Annotated in this window: 13 protein-coding genes; 3 read left to right on the forward strand and 10 right to left on the reverse strand. The window is 70.0% G+C overall.

Annotated features, from left to right (window positions below; genetic code table 11):
• The first annotated feature begins 30 nt into the window (after positions 1–30).
• Positions 31–840 carry a hypothetical protein gene (locus ACQ4L4_RS07835; protein ID WP_431103689.1) on the forward strand — a complete coding sequence of 270 codons (810 nt, stop codon included), beginning with the start codon at positions 31–33 and terminating at the stop codon, positions 838–840.
• 33 nt (positions 841–873) lie between these two features.
• Here the strand turns inward: ACQ4L4_RS07835 and ACQ4L4_RS07840 are convergent, their stop codons facing one another.
• Positions 874–2,688, reverse strand: a complete 1,815-nt coding sequence (locus ACQ4L4_RS07840) for a cellulase family glycosylhydrolase (RefSeq protein ID WP_431103690.1) — start codon at positions 2,686–2,688, stop codon at positions 874–876.
• Between the two features lie 161 nt (positions 2,689–2,849).
• Between ACQ4L4_RS07840 and ACQ4L4_RS07845 the strand changes: the two genes are divergently transcribed.
• Together ACQ4L4_RS07845 and ACQ4L4_RS07850 are read left to right on the forward strand one after the other, a co-directional pair.
• Positions 2,850–4,820: a phosphatase PAP2 family protein gene (locus ACQ4L4_RS07845; protein WP_431103691.1), complete on the forward strand. Its 1,971-nt coding sequence runs from the start codon at positions 2,850–2,852 to the stop codon at positions 4,818–4,820.
• A gap of 16 nt (positions 4,821–4,836) precedes the next feature.
• A complete protein-coding gene (locus ACQ4L4_RS07850; RefSeq protein WP_431103692.1) occupies positions 4,837–5,628 on the forward strand; it encodes an NPP1 family protein in 792 nt (263 codons plus the stop codon).
• Between the two features lie 135 nt (positions 5,629–5,763).
• Here ACQ4L4_RS07850 and ACQ4L4_RS07855 read toward each other — a convergent pair whose 3' ends face one another.
• From ACQ4L4_RS07855 to tssM, 9 genes are all read right to left on the reverse strand, one after another.
• Positions 5,764–6,294, reverse strand: a complete 531-nt coding sequence (locus ACQ4L4_RS07855) for a DoxX family protein (protein ID WP_431104900.1) — start codon at positions 6,292–6,294, stop codon at positions 5,764–5,766.
• Positions 6,295–6,331: 37 nt separating this feature from the next.
• Positions 6,332–6,604, reverse strand: coding sequence for a hypothetical protein (locus ACQ4L4_RS07860; protein ID WP_431103693.1), 273 nt, complete (start codon positions 6,602–6,604; stop codon positions 6,332–6,334).
• 201 nt (positions 6,605–6,805) lie between these two features.
• Positions 6,806–7,954 carry a hypothetical protein gene (locus tag ACQ4L4_RS07865; RefSeq protein WP_431103694.1) on the reverse strand — a complete coding sequence of 383 codons (1,149 nt, stop codon included), beginning with the start codon at positions 7,952–7,954 and terminating at the stop codon, positions 6,806–6,808.
• Positions 7,955–7,991: 37 nt separating this feature from the next.
• Positions 7,992–9,164 (reverse strand): hypothetical protein, encoded by a 1,173-nt coding sequence (locus ACQ4L4_RS07870; RefSeq protein WP_431103695.1) that lies wholly within the window; start codon positions 9,162–9,164, stop codon positions 7,992–7,994.
• A gap of 66 nt (positions 9,165–9,230) precedes the next feature.
• Positions 9,231–10,109 (reverse strand): hypothetical protein, encoded by an 879-nt coding sequence (locus ACQ4L4_RS07875; protein WP_431103696.1) that lies wholly within the window; start codon positions 10,107–10,109, stop codon positions 9,231–9,233.
• A gap of 33 nt (positions 10,110–10,142) precedes the next feature.
• A complete protein-coding gene (locus ACQ4L4_RS07880) occupies positions 10,143–10,901 on the reverse strand; it encodes a hypothetical protein (protein ID WP_431103697.1) in 759 nt (252 codons plus the stop codon).
• Positions 10,902–11,014: 113 nt separating this feature from the next.
• Positions 11,015–12,412: a type VI secretion system contractile sheath domain-containing protein gene (locus ACQ4L4_RS07885; protein WP_431103698.1), complete on the reverse strand. Its 1,398-nt coding sequence runs from the start codon at positions 12,410–12,412 to the stop codon at positions 11,015–11,017.
• Positions 12,393–13,091: a type VI secretion system-associated protein TagF gene (tagF, locus tag ACQ4L4_RS07890; RefSeq protein ID WP_431103699.1), complete on the reverse strand. Its 699-nt coding sequence runs from the start codon at positions 13,089–13,091 to the stop codon at positions 12,393–12,395. The genes ACQ4L4_RS07885 and tagF overlap by 20 nt, the downstream gene beginning before the upstream one ends.
• Positions 13,091–16,765 (reverse strand): type VI secretion system membrane subunit TssM, encoded by a 3,675-nt coding sequence (tssM, locus tag ACQ4L4_RS07895; protein WP_431103700.1) that lies wholly within the window; start codon positions 16,763–16,765, stop codon positions 13,091–13,093. The genes tagF and tssM overlap by 1 nt, the downstream gene beginning before the upstream one ends.
• Positions 16,766–16,868 lie beyond the last annotated feature (103 nt).

The raw sequence follows: 16,868 nt of genomic DNA on the forward strand, positions 1-16,868 counted from the left end.
CAGGGGGCAAGCCGACCAGCGCCTTGATCCATGAGCGCGAGCACGACTCGATTGCTGGGGCGAAGGGACTGCCTGCGCGCGTTGGCATCGCTGGCGGCGCCCCTGTGTGTTTCCGTTCCGGCGCTGGCGGCGCGGCCACGCCTCCTGCGCTTCACCTTCTCGCGACGATTCGATGATCCGCGGACGCAGTGGCTCATTGCGGTCTACCGCGAGGCGCTCGCTTCACTCGGCGTGGGGTTCGAGTTCCTGGACGTGCCCGCGGGGCGGGCACCGCTGGCCATCGAGGCCGGCGAGGCGGACGGCGAACTCGGCCGGACCCGGGCTTACGGCGACCTCTATCCGTCGCTGGTGCGCGTGCCGGAAGCGAACAACACCGTCGAGTTCGCCGTGTATGCGGCGGGCGATTCCGGCCTGGTCGACTTTCCCGGGTGGTCCGCGGTGCGGGCCCAGGGGTTGACGTGCGAGCACCGGCGAGGCATCCAGGAACTCGCTGCCCTGCTGGCTCGCGAGGCCGCACCCGGGCATGTGTCGACCGTGACCACCATCGAACAAGGCGTCCGGCGGCTGCAGCTCAAGCGTGTCGCGCTCTACTTCGACGTGCAGGAAGCCGTCCAGGACTACCTCGCGTTCGGTGATGCCAGTCCGCAGGTCCGGGCCGGTCCGGCGCCGAGTCTGTTGCGCATCGTCGAGTCCACGACCGGCCATGCCTATCTGCATCGCCGGCACGAGGCCCTCGTGCCGATGCTGTCCGACACGCTCCAGAACATGAAGCGGCAGGGCATCGTGACCCGCCTTCGCGAGGACGCCCTGCAACGATTCCTGGCCGCCCGCACGCGCTGACGCGGGCGACGTCGAGCGCCACGTCGCAGGCGCCTACTTGCAGACGTTGGCGTCGACCGCCGACCCGTCCCACAGGCGCTTGAGGTTGTTGTACTTGTCGAGCGACACGCTCTGCCAGTCATCCAGCAGGAGACCGCCGGTGTCGCCGGAGTTGGGGTTCCACGACCAGTAGAAGAAGTTGCGCACGCCCTTGCACTTCATCCAGTCCACCATCTTGATCTGCCACTGGCGATCCTTGTCGGTGAAGCGGCCGCCGAACTCGCCGAGCACCACCGCATGCGTCCCCATGAACCGACCGAACTGGTTCTGCCAGATGGCCGGCATGTTGTTCGGGAAGCCCGTACCGTCGCCGAAGTAGGGCTGCGCGCTCACCGACGGCCCGTAGATGTGCGGCGACAGCACCAGGCGGTTGCGCGGGATCCGGGTGGCGTCGATCGGATAGCAGGCCACCGGCTCGATGTTGCCGCCCCACCAGTGCGGATCGGGGTTCTCGCAACGGCCCTGGTTGTCGGACACCCCCTCGACGAACACCAGCAGCTGGCTGTTGGTGCCCAGCACCGCGCTGCCGGCGCGCTCGGCGGCGAGCTTCCAGTCGTTGTCGATGTTGCCCGTGCCCCAGAAGGCGCCGGAGCCGCCGGTGCTGTGCGGCTCGTTCTTCAGGTCGATCGCGAAGACGTTGGGCACGTGGCGGTAACGGTCGGCGACGAACTGCAGGTCGGCGACCCACTGGTCCAGCGAGTAGCCGGGAATCTGCGGCGTCGTGGAGATCGCGTTGCAGTCGGGTCGATGGTGGTCGAGCAGGATGTAGAAGCCGCGCGTCGCGAACTCGGCCACGATGCGGTCCATCACCTGGAGCGGCGTCTTGTTGGCCAGGTCGGGGTTCACGCTGGTGTTCAGCGCGCCGCTGGGGCGGCCCGTGGAACGCAGCGTCGTCGGGCAGAAGGGCAGGCGCACCGCGTTGAATCCCAGGTCCTTCATCTGGGCAATCATGTCCTTGTAGTTGCGCTGCCAGAGGCCGTGCGCGACCAGGTCCGGTGTCTCGAAGCCGAACCAGTTGACGCCCCGGATCGAGACCGCCGTGCCCTGGTTGTCCAGGATGCGACCGTCCGCCGCGACGCTGAACGGCAGCTTGAATTGCCCCGTGGCCGGAACGGACAGATCGCCGGCGGGTGCAGGTGCCGGCGCAGGCGCAGGCGCAGGCGCAGGTGCTGGCGCTGGCGCAGGCGCAGGTGCTGGCGCAGGTGCTGGTGCTGGCGCTGGCGCTGGCGCTGGCGCTGGCGCGGGTGCTGGCGCTGGCGCGGGTGCTGGCGCTGGCGCGGGTGCTGGCGCTGGCGCGGGTGCTGGCGCTGGCGCGGGTGCTGGCGCGGGTGCGGGTGCTGGCGCGGGTGCGGGTGCTGGCGCGGGTGCGGGTGCTGGCGCGGGTGCGGGTGCTGGCGCGGGTGCGGGTGCTGGCGCGGGTGCGGGTGCTGGCGCACTGGCCTCGGCGATGCGGAAGGAGGCGGCGCTGGGGGCCGTGCCGGTGCCGCAGAAACCGACCTCGAAGCTCTGGTTCGGGGCGACCGGCGAGTTCCAGCTCGTGCCGGTGACCGCCACGGTGGTCGCGGACTCGTTCCTGAACTGGCCGTTCCAGCTCCCGTTCAGTTGCCCGTTGGGCAGCTCGAAGCGCAAGGTCCAGACGCCGCTGGCCGTGGTGCCGGGATTGCGGATGTTGACCCGGGAGCAGAAGCCGCCGGACCAGAGGTCCTGGCTGACGTTCAGGCTCAGCGCCGCGTAGGCGGGCGCGATCGCGCCGAAGGCGAGGGCGACGAGACTGGCTCGTTGGACGAATCGACGTGGGACTGGATGCATGGCGGTCCGTGAACGAAGTGCGAGGGCGGTTGAGCGCCTGCAGTGTCCGAAGTTCCGATGTGCGTGTCTCGCCAAAATGGGTAACGAATGACTACGCTGTCACGACCTCGACATCGGGGCTTTCTAGAGTCGCCGGCGACCATTCCTTGTCGACGACTCCCATGATCAATTCCCAACCGAAACGCAACCGACTGCTCCTGGCCATTCTTCCCGTGCTGGTGCCGGCGCTTCTGCTCGGCGCCTGCTCCTCGTCCGACGACGACGAACAGGACACGCCCCTGGTGGTACCCGCGGCGCCGAAGGGGCTGGGCACCACCGACACCGCGGCGGTGCAGGACGAGGCGAAGACACCGCCCTTCGTCGACACCATCGCGACCAACCAGCGCGGTGACGCGCGCTACGCCACGTTGCAAACCAATGCGGGCGTGCGAGTGGTCGCCGGCTTCCTCGACATCTGGCAGCCGAGCACGGCGCTGGTCGACGCGGGATCGAGCGCGCCGGCCCGCGATGGTTTCGCGGCCGTGGCGGCCTCCGCGTGGAGCGGCCTGCCCGGCGATGCGACCGACGGCAAGGTGCTCAACGCCGCCGTCCACGCCGCCAACGTGCAGTACGTCGTCGACGCGACGGGCCGTCGCACCGCGGCGCAGGAGCTGGCCGCCTACCTCGACGATCGGCGCGGCAAGGGCTACAGCATCAGCGACGGCATGGGCCCGCTGACCTCGGCGTGGCGCACCCTCAGCGAGCAGACGACGACCATCACGGGCATCGCGCCCGATGCGACCACCGTGCTCTACAACGACCAGGGCAATGACATCGGCAATGCCGGCGCCGCCAACAGCCACGGCTTCGGCGCGGCGATCGACCTGGTCAATGCCATCGGCGCCAACGCGTCGACCGAGCCGGCCAAGCGCTTCTACAAGTACGCGCGGCCATGGCGCTGGAGCGCCAGCGTCAAGGTCGTTCCGGCGCTGGAGCCCGCCAAGAGCAGCACGCCGACGACGGACGGCGGCTTCGTCAGCGGCCACACCGCGGAAGGTGTCCGCAAGGCGTTGGCCATGGCCTACCTGGTGCCCGAGCGCTACCAGGAGATGGTGACCCGCGCCCTCGTGCTGGGCGAGAACCGCATCCTCGCTGGCATGCATTCGCCGCTGGACGTGGTGGGCGGACGCATCCAGGGCGTGGCGGCCGCGGCGGCCAACCTGGTCAACGATCCCAACAAGACCAACCGCCAGGCGGCCTACGACCAGGCCCGCACGGCCCTGATGGCGGCCGTGGGCGCCAAGGACGCCGCGGCGCTGCAGGCCTATGCGCACTCGCTGCCGGCCGCGCAGGACGCCTACGCCGACCACGCGACCAACAAGGCGACGGTGCAGCGCCTGATGACCTTCGGCCTGAGCCCGATCGGCGCGACCACCCAGGGCGCCGTCGTGCCCAAGGGCGCGGAAGTGCTGCTCGAGACGCGCCTGCCGTACCTGAGCGCCGACCAGCGTCGGGTCGTGCTGAAGACGACCGCGCTGAGCTCCGGTTACCCGGTGATGGACGACGCGGAAGGCTGGGGCCGCCTGAACCTCTTCGCCGCGGCGGACGGGTACGCCGCCTTCGACGGCGATGTCGGCGTCACGATGGACGCGGCCAAGGGCGGCTTCCAGGCGCTGGATGTCTGGCGCAACGACATCCGCGGCGCGGGCAAGCTGACCAAGCTCGGCAGCGGCACGCTCGCCCTCGCGGGCAGCAACAGCTACAGCGGCGGCACGCAGGTCTCCGGCGGCGTCCTGCGCGCCGACAGCGCCAAGGCGCTGGGCACCGGGGACGTCTATGTCGACACCGGCACGCTGACGACGCAGGCGCCGGTGCCGGTCGCGGTCACGAACTACACCCAACTGGCCACCGGCACGCTGGAGCTGCACCTCGGTGCGAGCAACGCCGGCAGCCTGGCCGCGCAAGGCAAGGTGGTGATCGCGGGCGGCACGCTGACGCTGAAGTTCCAGGCCGGCACGACGCCGCGCAGCGGCGACACCTTCACGGTGATCCAGGCCGCCGCGTTGCAGGGCAGGTTCGACAAGCTCGTCGTGGACGGCGTCACGGCCACGCCGACCTACACCGCCACCGGTCTCCAGATCCGGATCAACTGACCCGAGGACGTTGACCATGCATCGCATCCGCATCGCCGCCCTGGCGCTTCTGGCCGCGCTCGCGACCACGTCCGTGCGCGCCGACGATTTCCCCGCGCTGAGTGCGGCCTGGCCGGTCAACGTCCCGATCGCGGCCACCTATCCGCTGTTCGACTTCGACACCGACGGCTGCCTGCCCAGCGCCGGCATCAGCCGCGGCGGCCAGCAGAACGGCGGTCTCAAGACCTCGGGCAGCATCACCGGCGGCTGCCGTCGCGCCGACTTCCTGGACTACGCCAACACGCTGCATCGCCATGCCTGCGTGACCAGCGGCGGCAACGTGTACTGCGGACACTTCTACGCCCTGTACTTCCTGAAGGACCAGACGACGGGGATCGGCGGCGGGCATCGCCACGACTGGGAGCACGTGGCCATCTGGACGACCAACGGCGCGGTCACCCACGGCGGCTACAGCGCCCACGGCGCCCTGAACAACGCGGCGGTGAACACGCTGGCGGTGCAGAACGGGCATGTGCGTTTCGTCTATCACAAGGACGGCGCGCTGACGCACGCGATGCGCTTCGCCGGCGCCACCGAGGTCGCCGCGGAGAACCCGTACGGCCAATGGCTGACGCCCGCCATCGTCAGCTGGACATCGATGACCGGTGACGGCGTGAGCAACGCCACGATGCGCAGCCTGCTCAACACCTTCGACTACGGCTCGGCGAACGTCCCGGTCAAGGACAGCAACTTCCTGAACAACCTCAACAACTACCGCCCGGCGGGTTATCCCGCCTTCACGCAGGCGAGCCTGGACGCGGCGCAGTGAGCGACGGCACGGTGTCCGTCCTGACGATGGGCAGGTGGCCGAGCGCGCTGCGCCACTGCGGCTGGGACGGGCTCACACCATGCCGCCGCGTCGTTGCGGCCCCGGCCCCGTCGCCGAGCAGGCGGCTTGCGTCGATCAGGGGCTGCTCCGTCGCCGGACACGACGTGTCGACTGAGGCTTCAGGCTCAACGCACCGGGTCCGTTCATCGCGATCTGCATCAGGCCGCCGATGAGTCCGAGGTTCTTCAGGAAGTGGATGAAGTGGTTGGGGTCGCTCCACTGGTTGTGGAAGAGACTGCCGGCCACCAGCGTGAGCAGGGCCAGCGCGACCGCCGCCTTGCGCGCGTGCCATCCGATGGCCACGGCCAGACCAGCACCGAGTTCGATGGCAACGGTCATCCCGTAGCAGAAGCCGGGGAAGGGCAGCCCGACGCCGTCGATCATCGCGACGGTCGCCTCGCGCGCGCCGAGCTTGTGCAACGCGGCAAGAATGAAGATGAGCGACAGCAGGAGGCGACTGGCCAGCTGCAGGGTGGCCCGCGCCGGTGCCGCGCGGTCATCCGCGCGGAAGGTGGGAAGGGCGTGGTAAAGATGATCCATGGCGTTGAGGGAGTCAGTGAAGAGTCGGGGCGGGTGCGGGCGGAGGGACTTGGCGGGACGCGCCAGTCCACGGCGTCATGAACATCCAGGTGACATGTCGATCTCAGAGCTCCGCGATCTGACGCACGTCCTCGGCGCGGTCGCGTCGGCCATGGATGAAGACCGTGGGCAGTTGCTCGCGCCTGGCGCTGACAACGACCGGGTCGAGCGTGACGATTGCGGACCGCTCCTGGAGCGGGCCGTGCGCGGAGGCGAGGCCGATGAACAGGGCGAGGGAGCCCGCGGCGCCGACAAGCAGCGCCTTCGCGGAGTGGGCGGCGGGGGCGCGGAACAGGTGGTTGGACGAGTGGGTGGTCGGGTGGGTGGTCGGGTTCATTCGAGGTCCTGGACGGTGGTTGTGCCATGTCGCTGGCACCGGGCGTCCCCGTGGCCCCGGGTTGGGGCCTGCATTGGGACAGGCGGCACGGTGGTTGCGCCTGGGACCTCGACACTTACGGTGCGTCCGGACGGACGGATGCGGGACGCTTCGCAACACGATGCAACGGCGCCACGGCACCTGGCCGCGCGCGCCGTGTGGTCAGACCCCCAACGACCCGCGAGTGAGGACGACCTCGCTCATGTGGCGGTTCTCGGACGCTTCGAAGAGCTTGTGCTCCGCGACGAATCGATCGAAGTCGCCCAGTGCATCCAGCACCGGCTTCGGAATGGGCTGGGCGTCGGCCGTGGCGCCTTGGAGAAAGGTCTCCAGGTTGTCGACCATCGCGTGGATCTCCGCCTCGAAGTTGCCGCGCTGCAGGGCCAGCACGGGCAGGCCGGCGGCACGAGCCGCCGCGATGACGCTCCGATAGGCGGGGACCAGTTCCCGGGACACGCTTGAGCCCTTGCCGTCGATCTGGTTCTCGGTGAAGCGCGGCAGGCCCCTCAGGCGTTGACCATGCAGGTGGAACTTCGACAGCAGGTACTTCCCTGCATGGACCGCCGTGTGCGCCGCATCCTTCAGTGCCAGGTCGCGACTGGCCGGCAGCGTGCTGGCATCCTTGGCACCGCGTTGCCATGCCTGGTAGTCGTCGAGCAAGGGCATCGGCGTGCCATGGCCCTCCAGCTTGATGAAGAGACGCTCGTCGCCCGAGCTCATCCTGGTCGACTGCATCAGCAGGGTGCCCATGCCGTAGGGCAGCAGCTCGTCCGGGTTCGCGACGTCCCCCTGGTCGAAATCGATGCCGCGGGGGGAGCCGCCCGGCAACGCCTGTTGTTCGGGCAGATGACTGGAGAGCCGGTTGTAGGCGTCCGGGCAGCGGTCGAGATATCCGCGGATCACGTTGGCCGGATCCGGAATGCTCAACGCGCCTTTCTCGAAGGGCGACTGCGCCACTTCCTCCGCCTTGATGCGCAGGAACCACATCAGGTCGGAGACCTCCTTCTTGCCCGGCTTCGATCGGGGATCCGTGAACTGCGCCGGGTTCTGGCACATGTCCCCCAGCAACGCCTTGCCGCCCTTGATCTTCGCGGCCACGACACGCGTGGCCTGCGTGATCTCCTCGTCGCTCATGCGCTCATAGCCTTTGATGGCGCCCGGATGGATCGTCGGCTTCGGGCCCTGCCAGTCCGGTCCCAGGTCGATCTCCAGACGGTGCCCGGGATCATTGAGTTCCGGGACCCGCCGCGCCTTGATCGCTTGTCCTGCTCGAATTCGGAGCGCCCACGGGGACTTGAAGAGGGAATGCATGAGCTGAGTTCCTTGAAGTGGAAGAACGCGGGTCTGGTCAGATCACGCGTCCGGTCAGTGTTTCGATGGCGCGCAGCGCCTCGCCCAAGGTGGCACGGATGGAGACGGTCACGCCGAACTCGTTCTCGTCGGTCACGCGCACCGTCTCCTCGCGGTCGAGGTAGTCCGCGAAAGCGCGTGCCGCGTCGGCGACCTTGCGGGCCGCGGAGGGCAGCCGGGTGCCGCGGGCCATGTCCAACTCGACGATCGCCGCCGACAGCGGCACCTTGAAGTTGCCCGTGACGGCGGGCAGGCCGAACTCGGCGATGTCACGGAGTTCCTGATCCTGCGACGCCTTGAGCACCGAGATCAGTTGCGCGACTTGCCGGTCGACGGCGGCGACGGCGGAGAGGCAGGTCTGTCTGGCCTGCGGCCAATGCTCGAGGAAGCCTGCCTCGTCGAGCCGTTCCCTTGCGGATTCCGGGGCCCCGGCGGCGACGCCGTCCGCATTGGCGCGCGCCGACGCAAGGAGTTGATCCACGCGATCCGGCAGCGCATTGGCTTCGTCAAACCGCTTGTTGCGCGCATGCACGCCGGCTTCGCTGATCTTCAGCTTGAGTTGCTCGCCCAGCGTCGACGTCGTGCTCATGGCGCTCTTGACCTCGGGCAGCAGGGTCGCCAGCCGGGCATTGAAGGCGTGTCCGGGCGCCGTGCTGGCGGTAGCTGTCTTGGTCTGCGCCGTCTGCGCCGTCTGCGGCGATTGCGGCGATTGCACCGGTGCGGGGGACGATGGCGATGGCGATGGCGATGGCGACGAGGATGGCTCGTCGCGCGGTGCGGGCTGCGGCGTGGCACTTCCCGCCTGATCGTCGTTGCTCCCGGCGATGCCGCGCACCTGGACCTTCACGCGCTTGCCGAGTTGCTTCAACAGCGCCGCGCTCAAACGCTTGCCCAGGTCCTCCGCGGGGTCGGCCAGCACGAAGGTGTAGGCGCCGTCTTCGAAGTGGCACTCACCGGCTTGAAAGCGAGGCGTGCCGGCGCCCTTCAGATGGTCGGTCAGCAGGTCACGACCGGGTTTGGCGATGGCCTGCCGGGAGACCAGCACCGCGGTCTCCTTGCCGGCGATGCCGACCAGTGCGGACATCGTTCCGCCCTTTTCGAGCTCGCGCAACAGCGGCGCCATCCTGGCGCCCAACGGCGCAGGCAGCACCGCATCGGACAGTGAAGTCATCTTCTCGTTCCTTTCGTTGAGATCCGTGGGACGGCACGCCCAAGGCGGCGCGAGCCCGACGGTGGGTCAGGCGGTCCCGAGCAGGCGCCGATCGCTGCTGAAAAGTTCTACCGAGACGATCTCGCTCACGGGGATCCGATCCGGCACGAGGACTTCCAGCTGCGCGGGGAAACGGTGCTTGAAATTGCGCTGGCGCAGCAGGTCGATGGTGTCGATGTAGCGCGTCACGCTGAGCGTATACAGCAGACCGTATTTCTTGCCGTCCAGGGCCCAGTCGAGGGCTTGCGCACGGTCTGTGGTCGTGGACACCATGCCGTTCTTGTTGGTGCTCGACTCCAGATGCTGGACGACGCCGAAGAAGCTCACGTCAGGACGGCCGCCGGCCAGGATCGGCTCCCGGACGTAGCCGGCCAGCGACTGCGCGTTGACGCCGCGGCCGTCTCCCCGATAGACCGTCAGCCGCGGGCGGCTGGCATCGAGGTAGTCGACGAAGAAGTCCTCGTCGGACTGGCGAATCTCTCCCAAGGTCGTTCGCTCGGTGGTCAGCAAGGTGCGCTCGAACTTCGGTTCGTAGCTGACCTGGGATTCCTGCAAGGTCCGCTTCAGCAGCGTCCTCGCATCGGGACTGGTTGCGTACCACCCCAGGTTCTTCTCGACTTGCGCGAGCGCCGAACGTGAGCTCATGGCCTGCAATGCCAATTCCTGAGTCTTCAGGAGGAACGCGTCCAGTTCCGGCTTCAAACGCTCCATCCGATTCGCCACGAATTGGTGGCTGATCGGCAATGGATGCCAACGCCGCAGGAACAGCTCGAGGGTGGCGACGTCTGCGCGGAACTCGTCGATGTATTGATCGACGCGGGACTGGATTTTCTTGACATGCCGTTCAAGGAGGTCGGGCGAAGACAGCCACACCTCGCGAACTGCGGAACTCTGTGATTTGGACATGGGGCGGATGAAGGTTCGATGGGAAAGGCGCGTTCAACGCGAGGCGATCCGGCTGCGCAGGCCGTTCAAGGACTGCAGCAGCGGCGTACGGATGTCTTCGCACAGGTCGCAGACGTCTTGCACCACGTCGTCCGAGTCGAGCCAGCCCTGCAAGTGGTCGATCTGCTCGAATGTCGACGGTTCGCCACCCAGCTTCCCGACGATCGCCTGGATCTCGATGATCGCCGCGGCCGACCTCGCATGCCTGGCAGCCGCGATCTGACTTGCCGCGGCCCTGAGGACCTTGAGGACTCCCGCACGTTGGTCGACCCAATCGACCCCCACCTCGTTCGTCGGGGCCATGGCACGCGGTTCAGACATCAAGGCCCCTGGCCGGGCCTTGAATGCGGACGATGGGTCGACGTTGTCTGACCTGGGGCTCGTCTCGTCGCCGGCCAGCGTCACTCGTTCAATGCGGAAGCCGTGTCGCTTGACCGCGGCCAGCACCTTCTTCTCGACGCCGGCCGACGGCTTGTCGAGCTTGAGCATCAGCACGTCCTCCTCGAGCCAGGCCTCGCCGGCGCTTCCACCCTTGGCGCCGGCTTCCGCGCAGAGTTCCGCGAGCAGCTTCCTGCCGTTGAGCCTGGCATGGACGACGAAGAGGTCGGGCTTGTTCGAGGCGCCTGGGACGAAGGCGCAGGCGACTCTTCGGAGAGGATCGTGTCGACACTGCGTCAGCAGCGCGACGAGCGCTTTCGGGGACTGCAAGGACGAGGACGACGCGTCGTCGTTCCGGGAGGCAGGGTTGGGCATGAGGATCCAATCGTTGAGTCGGTCAGTGGCGCGTGGCGCCACACCAGGGTCGGCGGCGCTGCGCGGTGAATGTCGTTCGATGCGCGCGGTGCTTGTCGATGGGTCGGAAGACCTCACTCCAACGACTTCAGCAGCGCGGCCAACTCAGCGTCCATGGCGTCCATGGCGTCCATGGCGTCCTCGGACGCGGCGGAGTCGGAGTCGGAGTCGGAGCGGGTCGTCCCGGACGAGGCCGGCGGCATCGCATCGGAGGGGCCGGCGGCCGCGGGTGGCGCAGGCGACCGGTCCGGACGCGATTCGAGGACGTCGTCGATCGCCGCCGATGTCCTGGCCTCGTCCATGGCTTCCGCCGGCATGGCTTTCACCACCGGCTTGGGACCGTTGCGCGACAGCGCCGTGCCGTCGACGGCGGCCAGACCCAGGACGCGCAGCGCGGGCTCGTTGCGCGCGGCCATCAGCGCCTGCACGCCGTACTCGCGCAAGGTGACGGCCATGTCGGCGCGGATCAGTCGATCCGTGCAGGGCAGGGCGACCTGGTCGCCGTCGGCGTCGCGCACCACGTGCAGCGGTCGGTCGCGCAGCATCAGGTCGCCACCGCGGTGCCAGGCCAGCAGCGCCACCAGCGCCGGATGCCCCCAGCACATCGAACGCAGGCCGAGTCGCGGATCGAATTCCTCGAAGTCGAACGCGCCGATCCGATCGGTGGCGCGTCCGTAGGCGTGGCGCAGCTGGAAGCGGGGACCGGCCAGGCACAGGAAGCCGGCCTCCGGGCGGGCGCGCAGCGCGTCGAAGGCGGCGCGCACGGCCTTCTCCGGCGGATGCCGGCGGTCGGCGAGCGTGTCGGTCGACATCGCAGTGAACAGCGGCGCGCCGGCCTGCGCGGCGATCCGCGCGAGGCGCGCGAGCCGACCCAGGTCGGTCGGCGTCGCATCGTTGTCGTGCAGACAGGCGACCGCGCCGTAACCGCCGTCGGCGTCTTCGGACGGGCGCCCGACCAGCCATGCGTACAAGGCAGACCGCGAGAGGTCGTCGCCAGCGTCGAGGTCGGCCGCCATCTCGGCGGCAGTCAGGTCGAACACATGGATCTCGAGCGCGGCGCCGGGGCCAAGCTCGCGCACCACCAGGTCGACGCCTCGCCACGCGGATTCCAGCCGACGCAGTTCGGGGTGCATGAGCACCGCGCGCAGCGCATCGGGCGTCGCGCTGCCGCGCGGCAGCTGGCGGAGCAGTTCGTCGGGATGCAGATCGTCCAGGGCGGCGATGCGCAGTCCGGCGATCCTGCCGTCGGGCAGCGCGACGTCCAGCGTCAGATCGGCGTGCGCGATGGCGTCGTCGAAGGTGTCGAAATCGATCCGGCGCGGTCGACGCGCCGACATCGCGGCGGTGTCCGCCGCACGGGAGGCCGGCGTGGCGCCGAAGTGGCCAAGCAGCGCGATGCGCAGCGGCCGGCGTGGGTTCCACGAGGGCGCGACGGCGTCGAGTCGTCCGGCGTCAATCAAGGAGGCGGTCATGGAGTTCTCCGGAATCAATCGTCAATCGGGAGTCAATCGGGATGGGGGCGCCCTCGGTGGCGGTGCCCTCGGTGGGAGTCCCCTCGACCTGGTCCCGGGCGCTGATCAAGGCCGCGAAGGCGGTGCCGACCGGCAGCCCGGCGTGCGTGCGCCAGGCCGGCGCCTCGCCGACGGACACCGGTGAAGCGGCCCAGCAGGTCTGCCCCGTCCCAGGGCGGCCCGGCGCGGCGGCCGCGCGGTCCGCATGCAGCGGCGCGACGTGGTCGAGCAGGCCCAGGGCGTCCTCGAGTTGCGCGATGGACCAGGCCTCGGTCACGGCCAGGCACAGCACGGACTCGAGGCCGGACAGCCATTCGCGCGCGGCGGGCGACAGCGGAGCGTGCATCGCGCGCAGCGCGATCAGCGGGAAGCGCCGCCCCACGCGGTCGCGCGACGGCAGCAGCACACCGCACAGCGGTCCGCTCCACGGCCCGTCGGACGCGAGCACGCCGGCGGCCCAGGCGAAGCGCCAGCGCGGCGCGTGGTCGTAGGCGTCCAGCCAGAGGTCGGGCGCATCCTGGATGCGTTGCGCCAGGCCGTCCGAGAGCCAGCCATCCAGGCGCTCGATGGCATCGAGGTTCAGGCGACGATGGGCGAAGTCCCCGATCGCGGGCAGCTTGCCGAACCAGGCGATCGCCATCAGAGAACCTCCGGGCAGCGGAAGGCGCCGAACTCGCGCAGCCGCAGCGGATGCACGGCGCTGCTGGCGATCAGTTCCAGCCGGGCCTTGCGGCCGTCGATGCTCACCGTGACGCTCATGCGTTCCGGGCTGCCGTCCGCGGCGACCTCGTGCTGCTGGATCATGCGCAGCAGCGCCCAGGGGCCGTCGAAGGTCTGCGTCGTGGAGTTGTTGAAGGACAGCTTGATCTGCGAACCCGTGCGGCCCGGCACCGTGATGGCCTGCGGGGCGGAATCCGGGCCCTTGAACCGCAGCGATTGGCCGTCGACGTCCAGACGCAGTTCGCGTGAGCCGCTCAACTCCGCGACCCGCACGGTGATGCCGGCCGCGGGCGTGCGCCCACCGTTCTTGAAGAGCGCCTCTCGCACCCGAGCGGCGCGCTGGAACTCGATGAGGGCGGCGCCACCGCCGGGCCGGCGCCCGTCGGGCAGCGGGCGGAAGCTCCACGGCGAGCTGCCGGTGTCCACCAGCGCGGCCAGGCGGCGCTGGAAGAACTCGTCCATCAGACCGCCGGGGCCCATCAACTGGCCGAGGTCGTCCGGCAGCACATCGGTCCGGGAGGTCGAGGTGAACGGGAAGCGACCGGCGACGGTGCGCGCGCAGAAGTCCGTCACCGGACGCAGCTCGCTGGAGAGCCCCAGACGCTCGGCCACCCGGCCCTGGCTGGTCCCGACGTCGGACAGCGCCTCCAGCAGGCCGCGCACCGGCTCAGGCTGCAGGCCGGCTGCAGCTCGCGCCGCACCGACGGCCGGGCCGACCGGCGGCGGCGCACTGCGGCTCTTCTGCGCGGCGTCGATCGCGGCCAGTTGCAACAGCAGTTCGTTGAACAGGCGACCGGCCTCGTCGATTGGCGCGGGCTGCCCGGCGACCAGTCGTTGCAAGGACGCGAAGTGCCCGTTGATGGCGTTCTCGGCGCTGCCCGCGAGGGCAAGCTCCGCGGCAGAGCGCGGCACGGCCCCGCGTCCGTCGGCCGCGATGCTGGCCGAGGCGGTGGCGCCCGCGGCGCCGGACGCGCCCGTCCCGCCGGCCGTCCCCGCGGCCGTCCCCGCGGCCTCGGGACCCAGTCGCGTCTCCCGCGCCGCGGCGCGCATCAGCGTCGGCAGTGGCGAGTCCGGCGAGGCCAGGACCCGCGCCACGGCCAGGCCGCGATCGAGGGAGTCCACGCGGACCGGCTTCAGGTCGCCGATCAGCGCATCCCAGTGCCGGATGTAGTTCTGCCCATACAAGGTGCCCACGCGGCGCAGCGCGTCGACGAAGGCCGCCTCCGACACCGCCTCGCGCGCCGGGCTCGAGGGCAGCACCCAGCGCTCTTCTTCCAGAAGATGGCGTGCCTGCCGGGGCGCGTCGGTCAGGAAGAGCCGGGCGTATCCGGACCGCGTGTACAACGCCGGCACGCCGCGCGTCATCGGCTGGCCGCTGGCGCGCTGGAACACCTGCGCGACCGTCGGGCCCACGGCCGCGGCAACGGTGAACTCCGGCACGTCCGCGACGACAGGCTGGCGTTGCATGCGCGCCAGGACGCGCTGCTCCAGCGGGAAGGCGGCGAGCTGCTCGCGCGCCCGCGCCACCAAGGCCTCGTCGCGCGGCGCGACGGGCGCCGGCACGCCCTGCGCCAGCGCGGCGCGCAGATGTCGCTCGAAGGACGCGCGCTGCGTGGAGCCGGCGGGACCGGACAGCGCCTCGTCGTCGTCCTGCAGCACCCAGTCGATCAGCCAGGGGCCGTCGAAGCGCTGCGGCGCATGCAGCATCAGATAACCCTTGAGCGCGTCGTAGAGCTGCGCCGGCCGGGCGGGATCGGTGGCGCGCAGGCGCGCCTCGAGCCGGCGCGCGACGCGCGGCAACAGCGCATGTTCGAGCAGATGGCCGTAGCCGATGCGCATGCCGGCCTGCAGCAGGTCGCCCTGGTAGAGCCCCAGCGTGTTGAGCGCGGGCGGCTCCGCAATGTCGAAGTCGGCCGGCCGGGGGGCGTCCACGACGCTGTCGAGCACGGGCAGCAGCCGTCGGGCGCCGACCGCGTCGTCGGCGGCCAGGGCCTTCACATCGGCGCTGAGGGCCGGAAGGCGCGCCTCGACCTCGCCCACATAGGCACGGTTGCGGGCATTCGACACGGCCCATCCGGCAAGCACGGCGACCGCGCCCAGCCCCAGCGTGACGAACGCGATCTGCCGCAGACGGCGACGGGCCGCGGCGGCGCGGGGGCTGGCGCCGATCAGATCCTGCTCGGCAAACACCACGTCGCGCAGCAGGCCGGTCAGGAAGTAGCTGCGCCCCTTGGCCACGGCCGGGGCACCCACGCCGTTCGCGCCGCTCGCGCCGTCCGGCCTGCCTGAGCGGACCGTCGACACGGCGATGCCGAAGCGGCGCGAGAGCGTGCCCAGCACGCGGTCGATCGGCGTGCCTTCCTGCGTCGCGCTGATGAAGTAGACGCCGCGTGGCAGCGTGGGGGGACGCTCGCCGGCCGGCGTCGCGAAGACGTCGCCGAGGAAAGGCCCCAGCAGATCGCGCAAGCCGGCGAACTGCGTCGGGAACGCAAACATCGCGGCGCGCCGTGCAAGATCGGGCTGCTGCTCCAGGCGCGTGGGCAATTGCAGGCGCAGTCGCTCGGACAGACCGTCGAAGCCCGTCTGGAAGGCGGCCAGCAGCCCCGGTTCGCGCCCGGTGCCGGCTCCGCCGCCAGCGTCGGCGCGAACGTCCTCGCCGCGGGAGCCGTGAGCGTCGGCGGCCTCCGGGAGCGGGAAGCCCCAGACCTGCTCGCGCTCCTCGCGGCTCATCGCGATGAAGCTGTCGTCGAACCCGGCCAGCAGGTCGCACTTGGTGACCAGCACGTAGACCGGCGCCTGCACGCCGAGCTGGTCGTGCAACTCCTCCAGCCGCGCGCGCAGGCGACGGGCATGGTCGGCGCGTTCCTCGGTCTCCTGCAGCAGCAGGTCCTGCACATTGATCGTCAGCAGCACGCCATTGATGGGGCGGCGCGGCCGGGTGGCCCGCAGCAGCGCGAGGAACTTGCGCCAGCCCTGGGCATCGGCGGCGGCGTCGGACTGCTGCAGCGCGTAACGTCCGGCGGTGTCGATCAGGATGGCCTGGTCGGTGAACCACCAGTCGCAATGCCGCGTGCCGCCGACGCCGCGGACCGTGCCCTGGCCCAGATGGCCGGCCAGCGGAAAGTTCAGGCCGGCGTTGGTCAGGGCGGTCGTCTTGCCGGAGCCGGGCGCCCCGATGAACAGGTACCACGGCAGCGCGTAGAGGTTGCGGCGGCGCGACCAGGGCCAGCGGCGCCCGCGCCGCGCGCTCTGGTCCATCAGCTGCAGCGCCTGCGCGAAGCGCTGGGTCAGGGCCTGGGATTCGAGTTCGGATTTGCGCTCCGCCGCGCCGGCATCGCCGTCGCGCAGCCCTTGCAGCAGCGAGCGCTCGGCCCGACGGCGATGCCAGGCCTGCCATCCCAGGATCAGCGCGGCAGCCACGAGGACCAAGGCGATCGCCGCCACCCGCGCGGCCGGCGTGTCCAGCGGCCGCGCTTCGCCGATGCCGACCAGCGGGCCGGCCCACCAGATCAGCGCGCTGAGCGCCGTCAGGGCGATCAGGGCCTGGGTGCGGCCGTGCAGCAGCACGGCCAGGAACTTCTCATCTCGATTCATGGCGGCAACGGGGTTGGGTTCGGCGGAGGCGAGGGCGCACGGCGTGGCGACGTCATGCGACGTCATCGCGTGACATCAGGGATGTGGCGGCATCGAGGCATCA

The sequence above is a fragment of the Roseateles noduli genome, assembly GCF_050626985.1.
In the GTDB taxonomy this organism is placed as follows: Bacteria; Pseudomonadota; Gammaproteobacteria; order Burkholderiales; family Burkholderiaceae_C; genus Roseateles; species Roseateles noduli_A.

Coding starts and splice junctions, on each gene's coding strand:
- ACQ4L4_RS07850 (WP_431103692.1), top strand. CDS start 4,837: ATGCATCGCATCCGCATCGCCGCCCTGGCGCTTCTGGCCGCGCTCGCG.
- ACQ4L4_RS07875 (WP_431103696.1), bottom strand. CDS start 10,109: ATGTCCAAATCACAGAGTTCCGCAGTTCGCGAGGTGTGGCTGTCTTCG.
- tagF (WP_431103699.1), bottom strand. CDS start 13,091: ATGGCGATCGCCTGGTTCGGCAAGCTGCCCGCGATCGGGGACTTCGCC.
- ACQ4L4_RS07845 (WP_431103691.1), top strand. CDS start 2,850: ATGATCAATTCCCAACCGAAACGCAACCGACTGCTCCTGGCCATTCTT.
- ACQ4L4_RS07885 (WP_431103698.1), bottom strand. CDS start 12,412: ATGACCGCCTCCTTGATTGACGCCGGACGACTCGACGCCGTCGCGCCC.
- ACQ4L4_RS07865 (WP_431103694.1), bottom strand. CDS start 7,954: ATGCATTCCCTCTTCAAGTCCCCGTGGGCGCTCCGAATTCGAGCAGGA.
- ACQ4L4_RS07860 (WP_431103693.1), bottom strand. CDS start 6,604: ATGAACCCGACCACCCACCCGACCACCCACTCGTCCAACCACCTGTTC.
- ACQ4L4_RS07870 (WP_431103695.1), bottom strand. CDS start 9,164: ATGACTTCACTGTCCGATGCGGTGCTGCCTGCGCCGTTGGGCGCCAGG.
- tssM (WP_431103700.1), bottom strand. CDS start 16,765: ATGAATCGAGATGAGAAGTTCCTGGCCGTGCTGCTGCACGGCCGCACC.
- ACQ4L4_RS07840 (WP_431103690.1), bottom strand. CDS start 2,688: ATGCATCCAGTCCCACGTCGATTCGTCCAACGAGCCAGTCTCGTCGCC.
- ACQ4L4_RS07835 (WP_431103689.1), top strand. CDS start 31: ATGAGCGCGAGCACGACTCGATTGCTGGGGCGAAGGGACTGCCTGCGC.
- ACQ4L4_RS07880 (WP_431103697.1), bottom strand. CDS start 10,901: ATGCCCAACCCTGCCTCCCGGAACGACGACGCGTCGTCCTCGTCCTTG.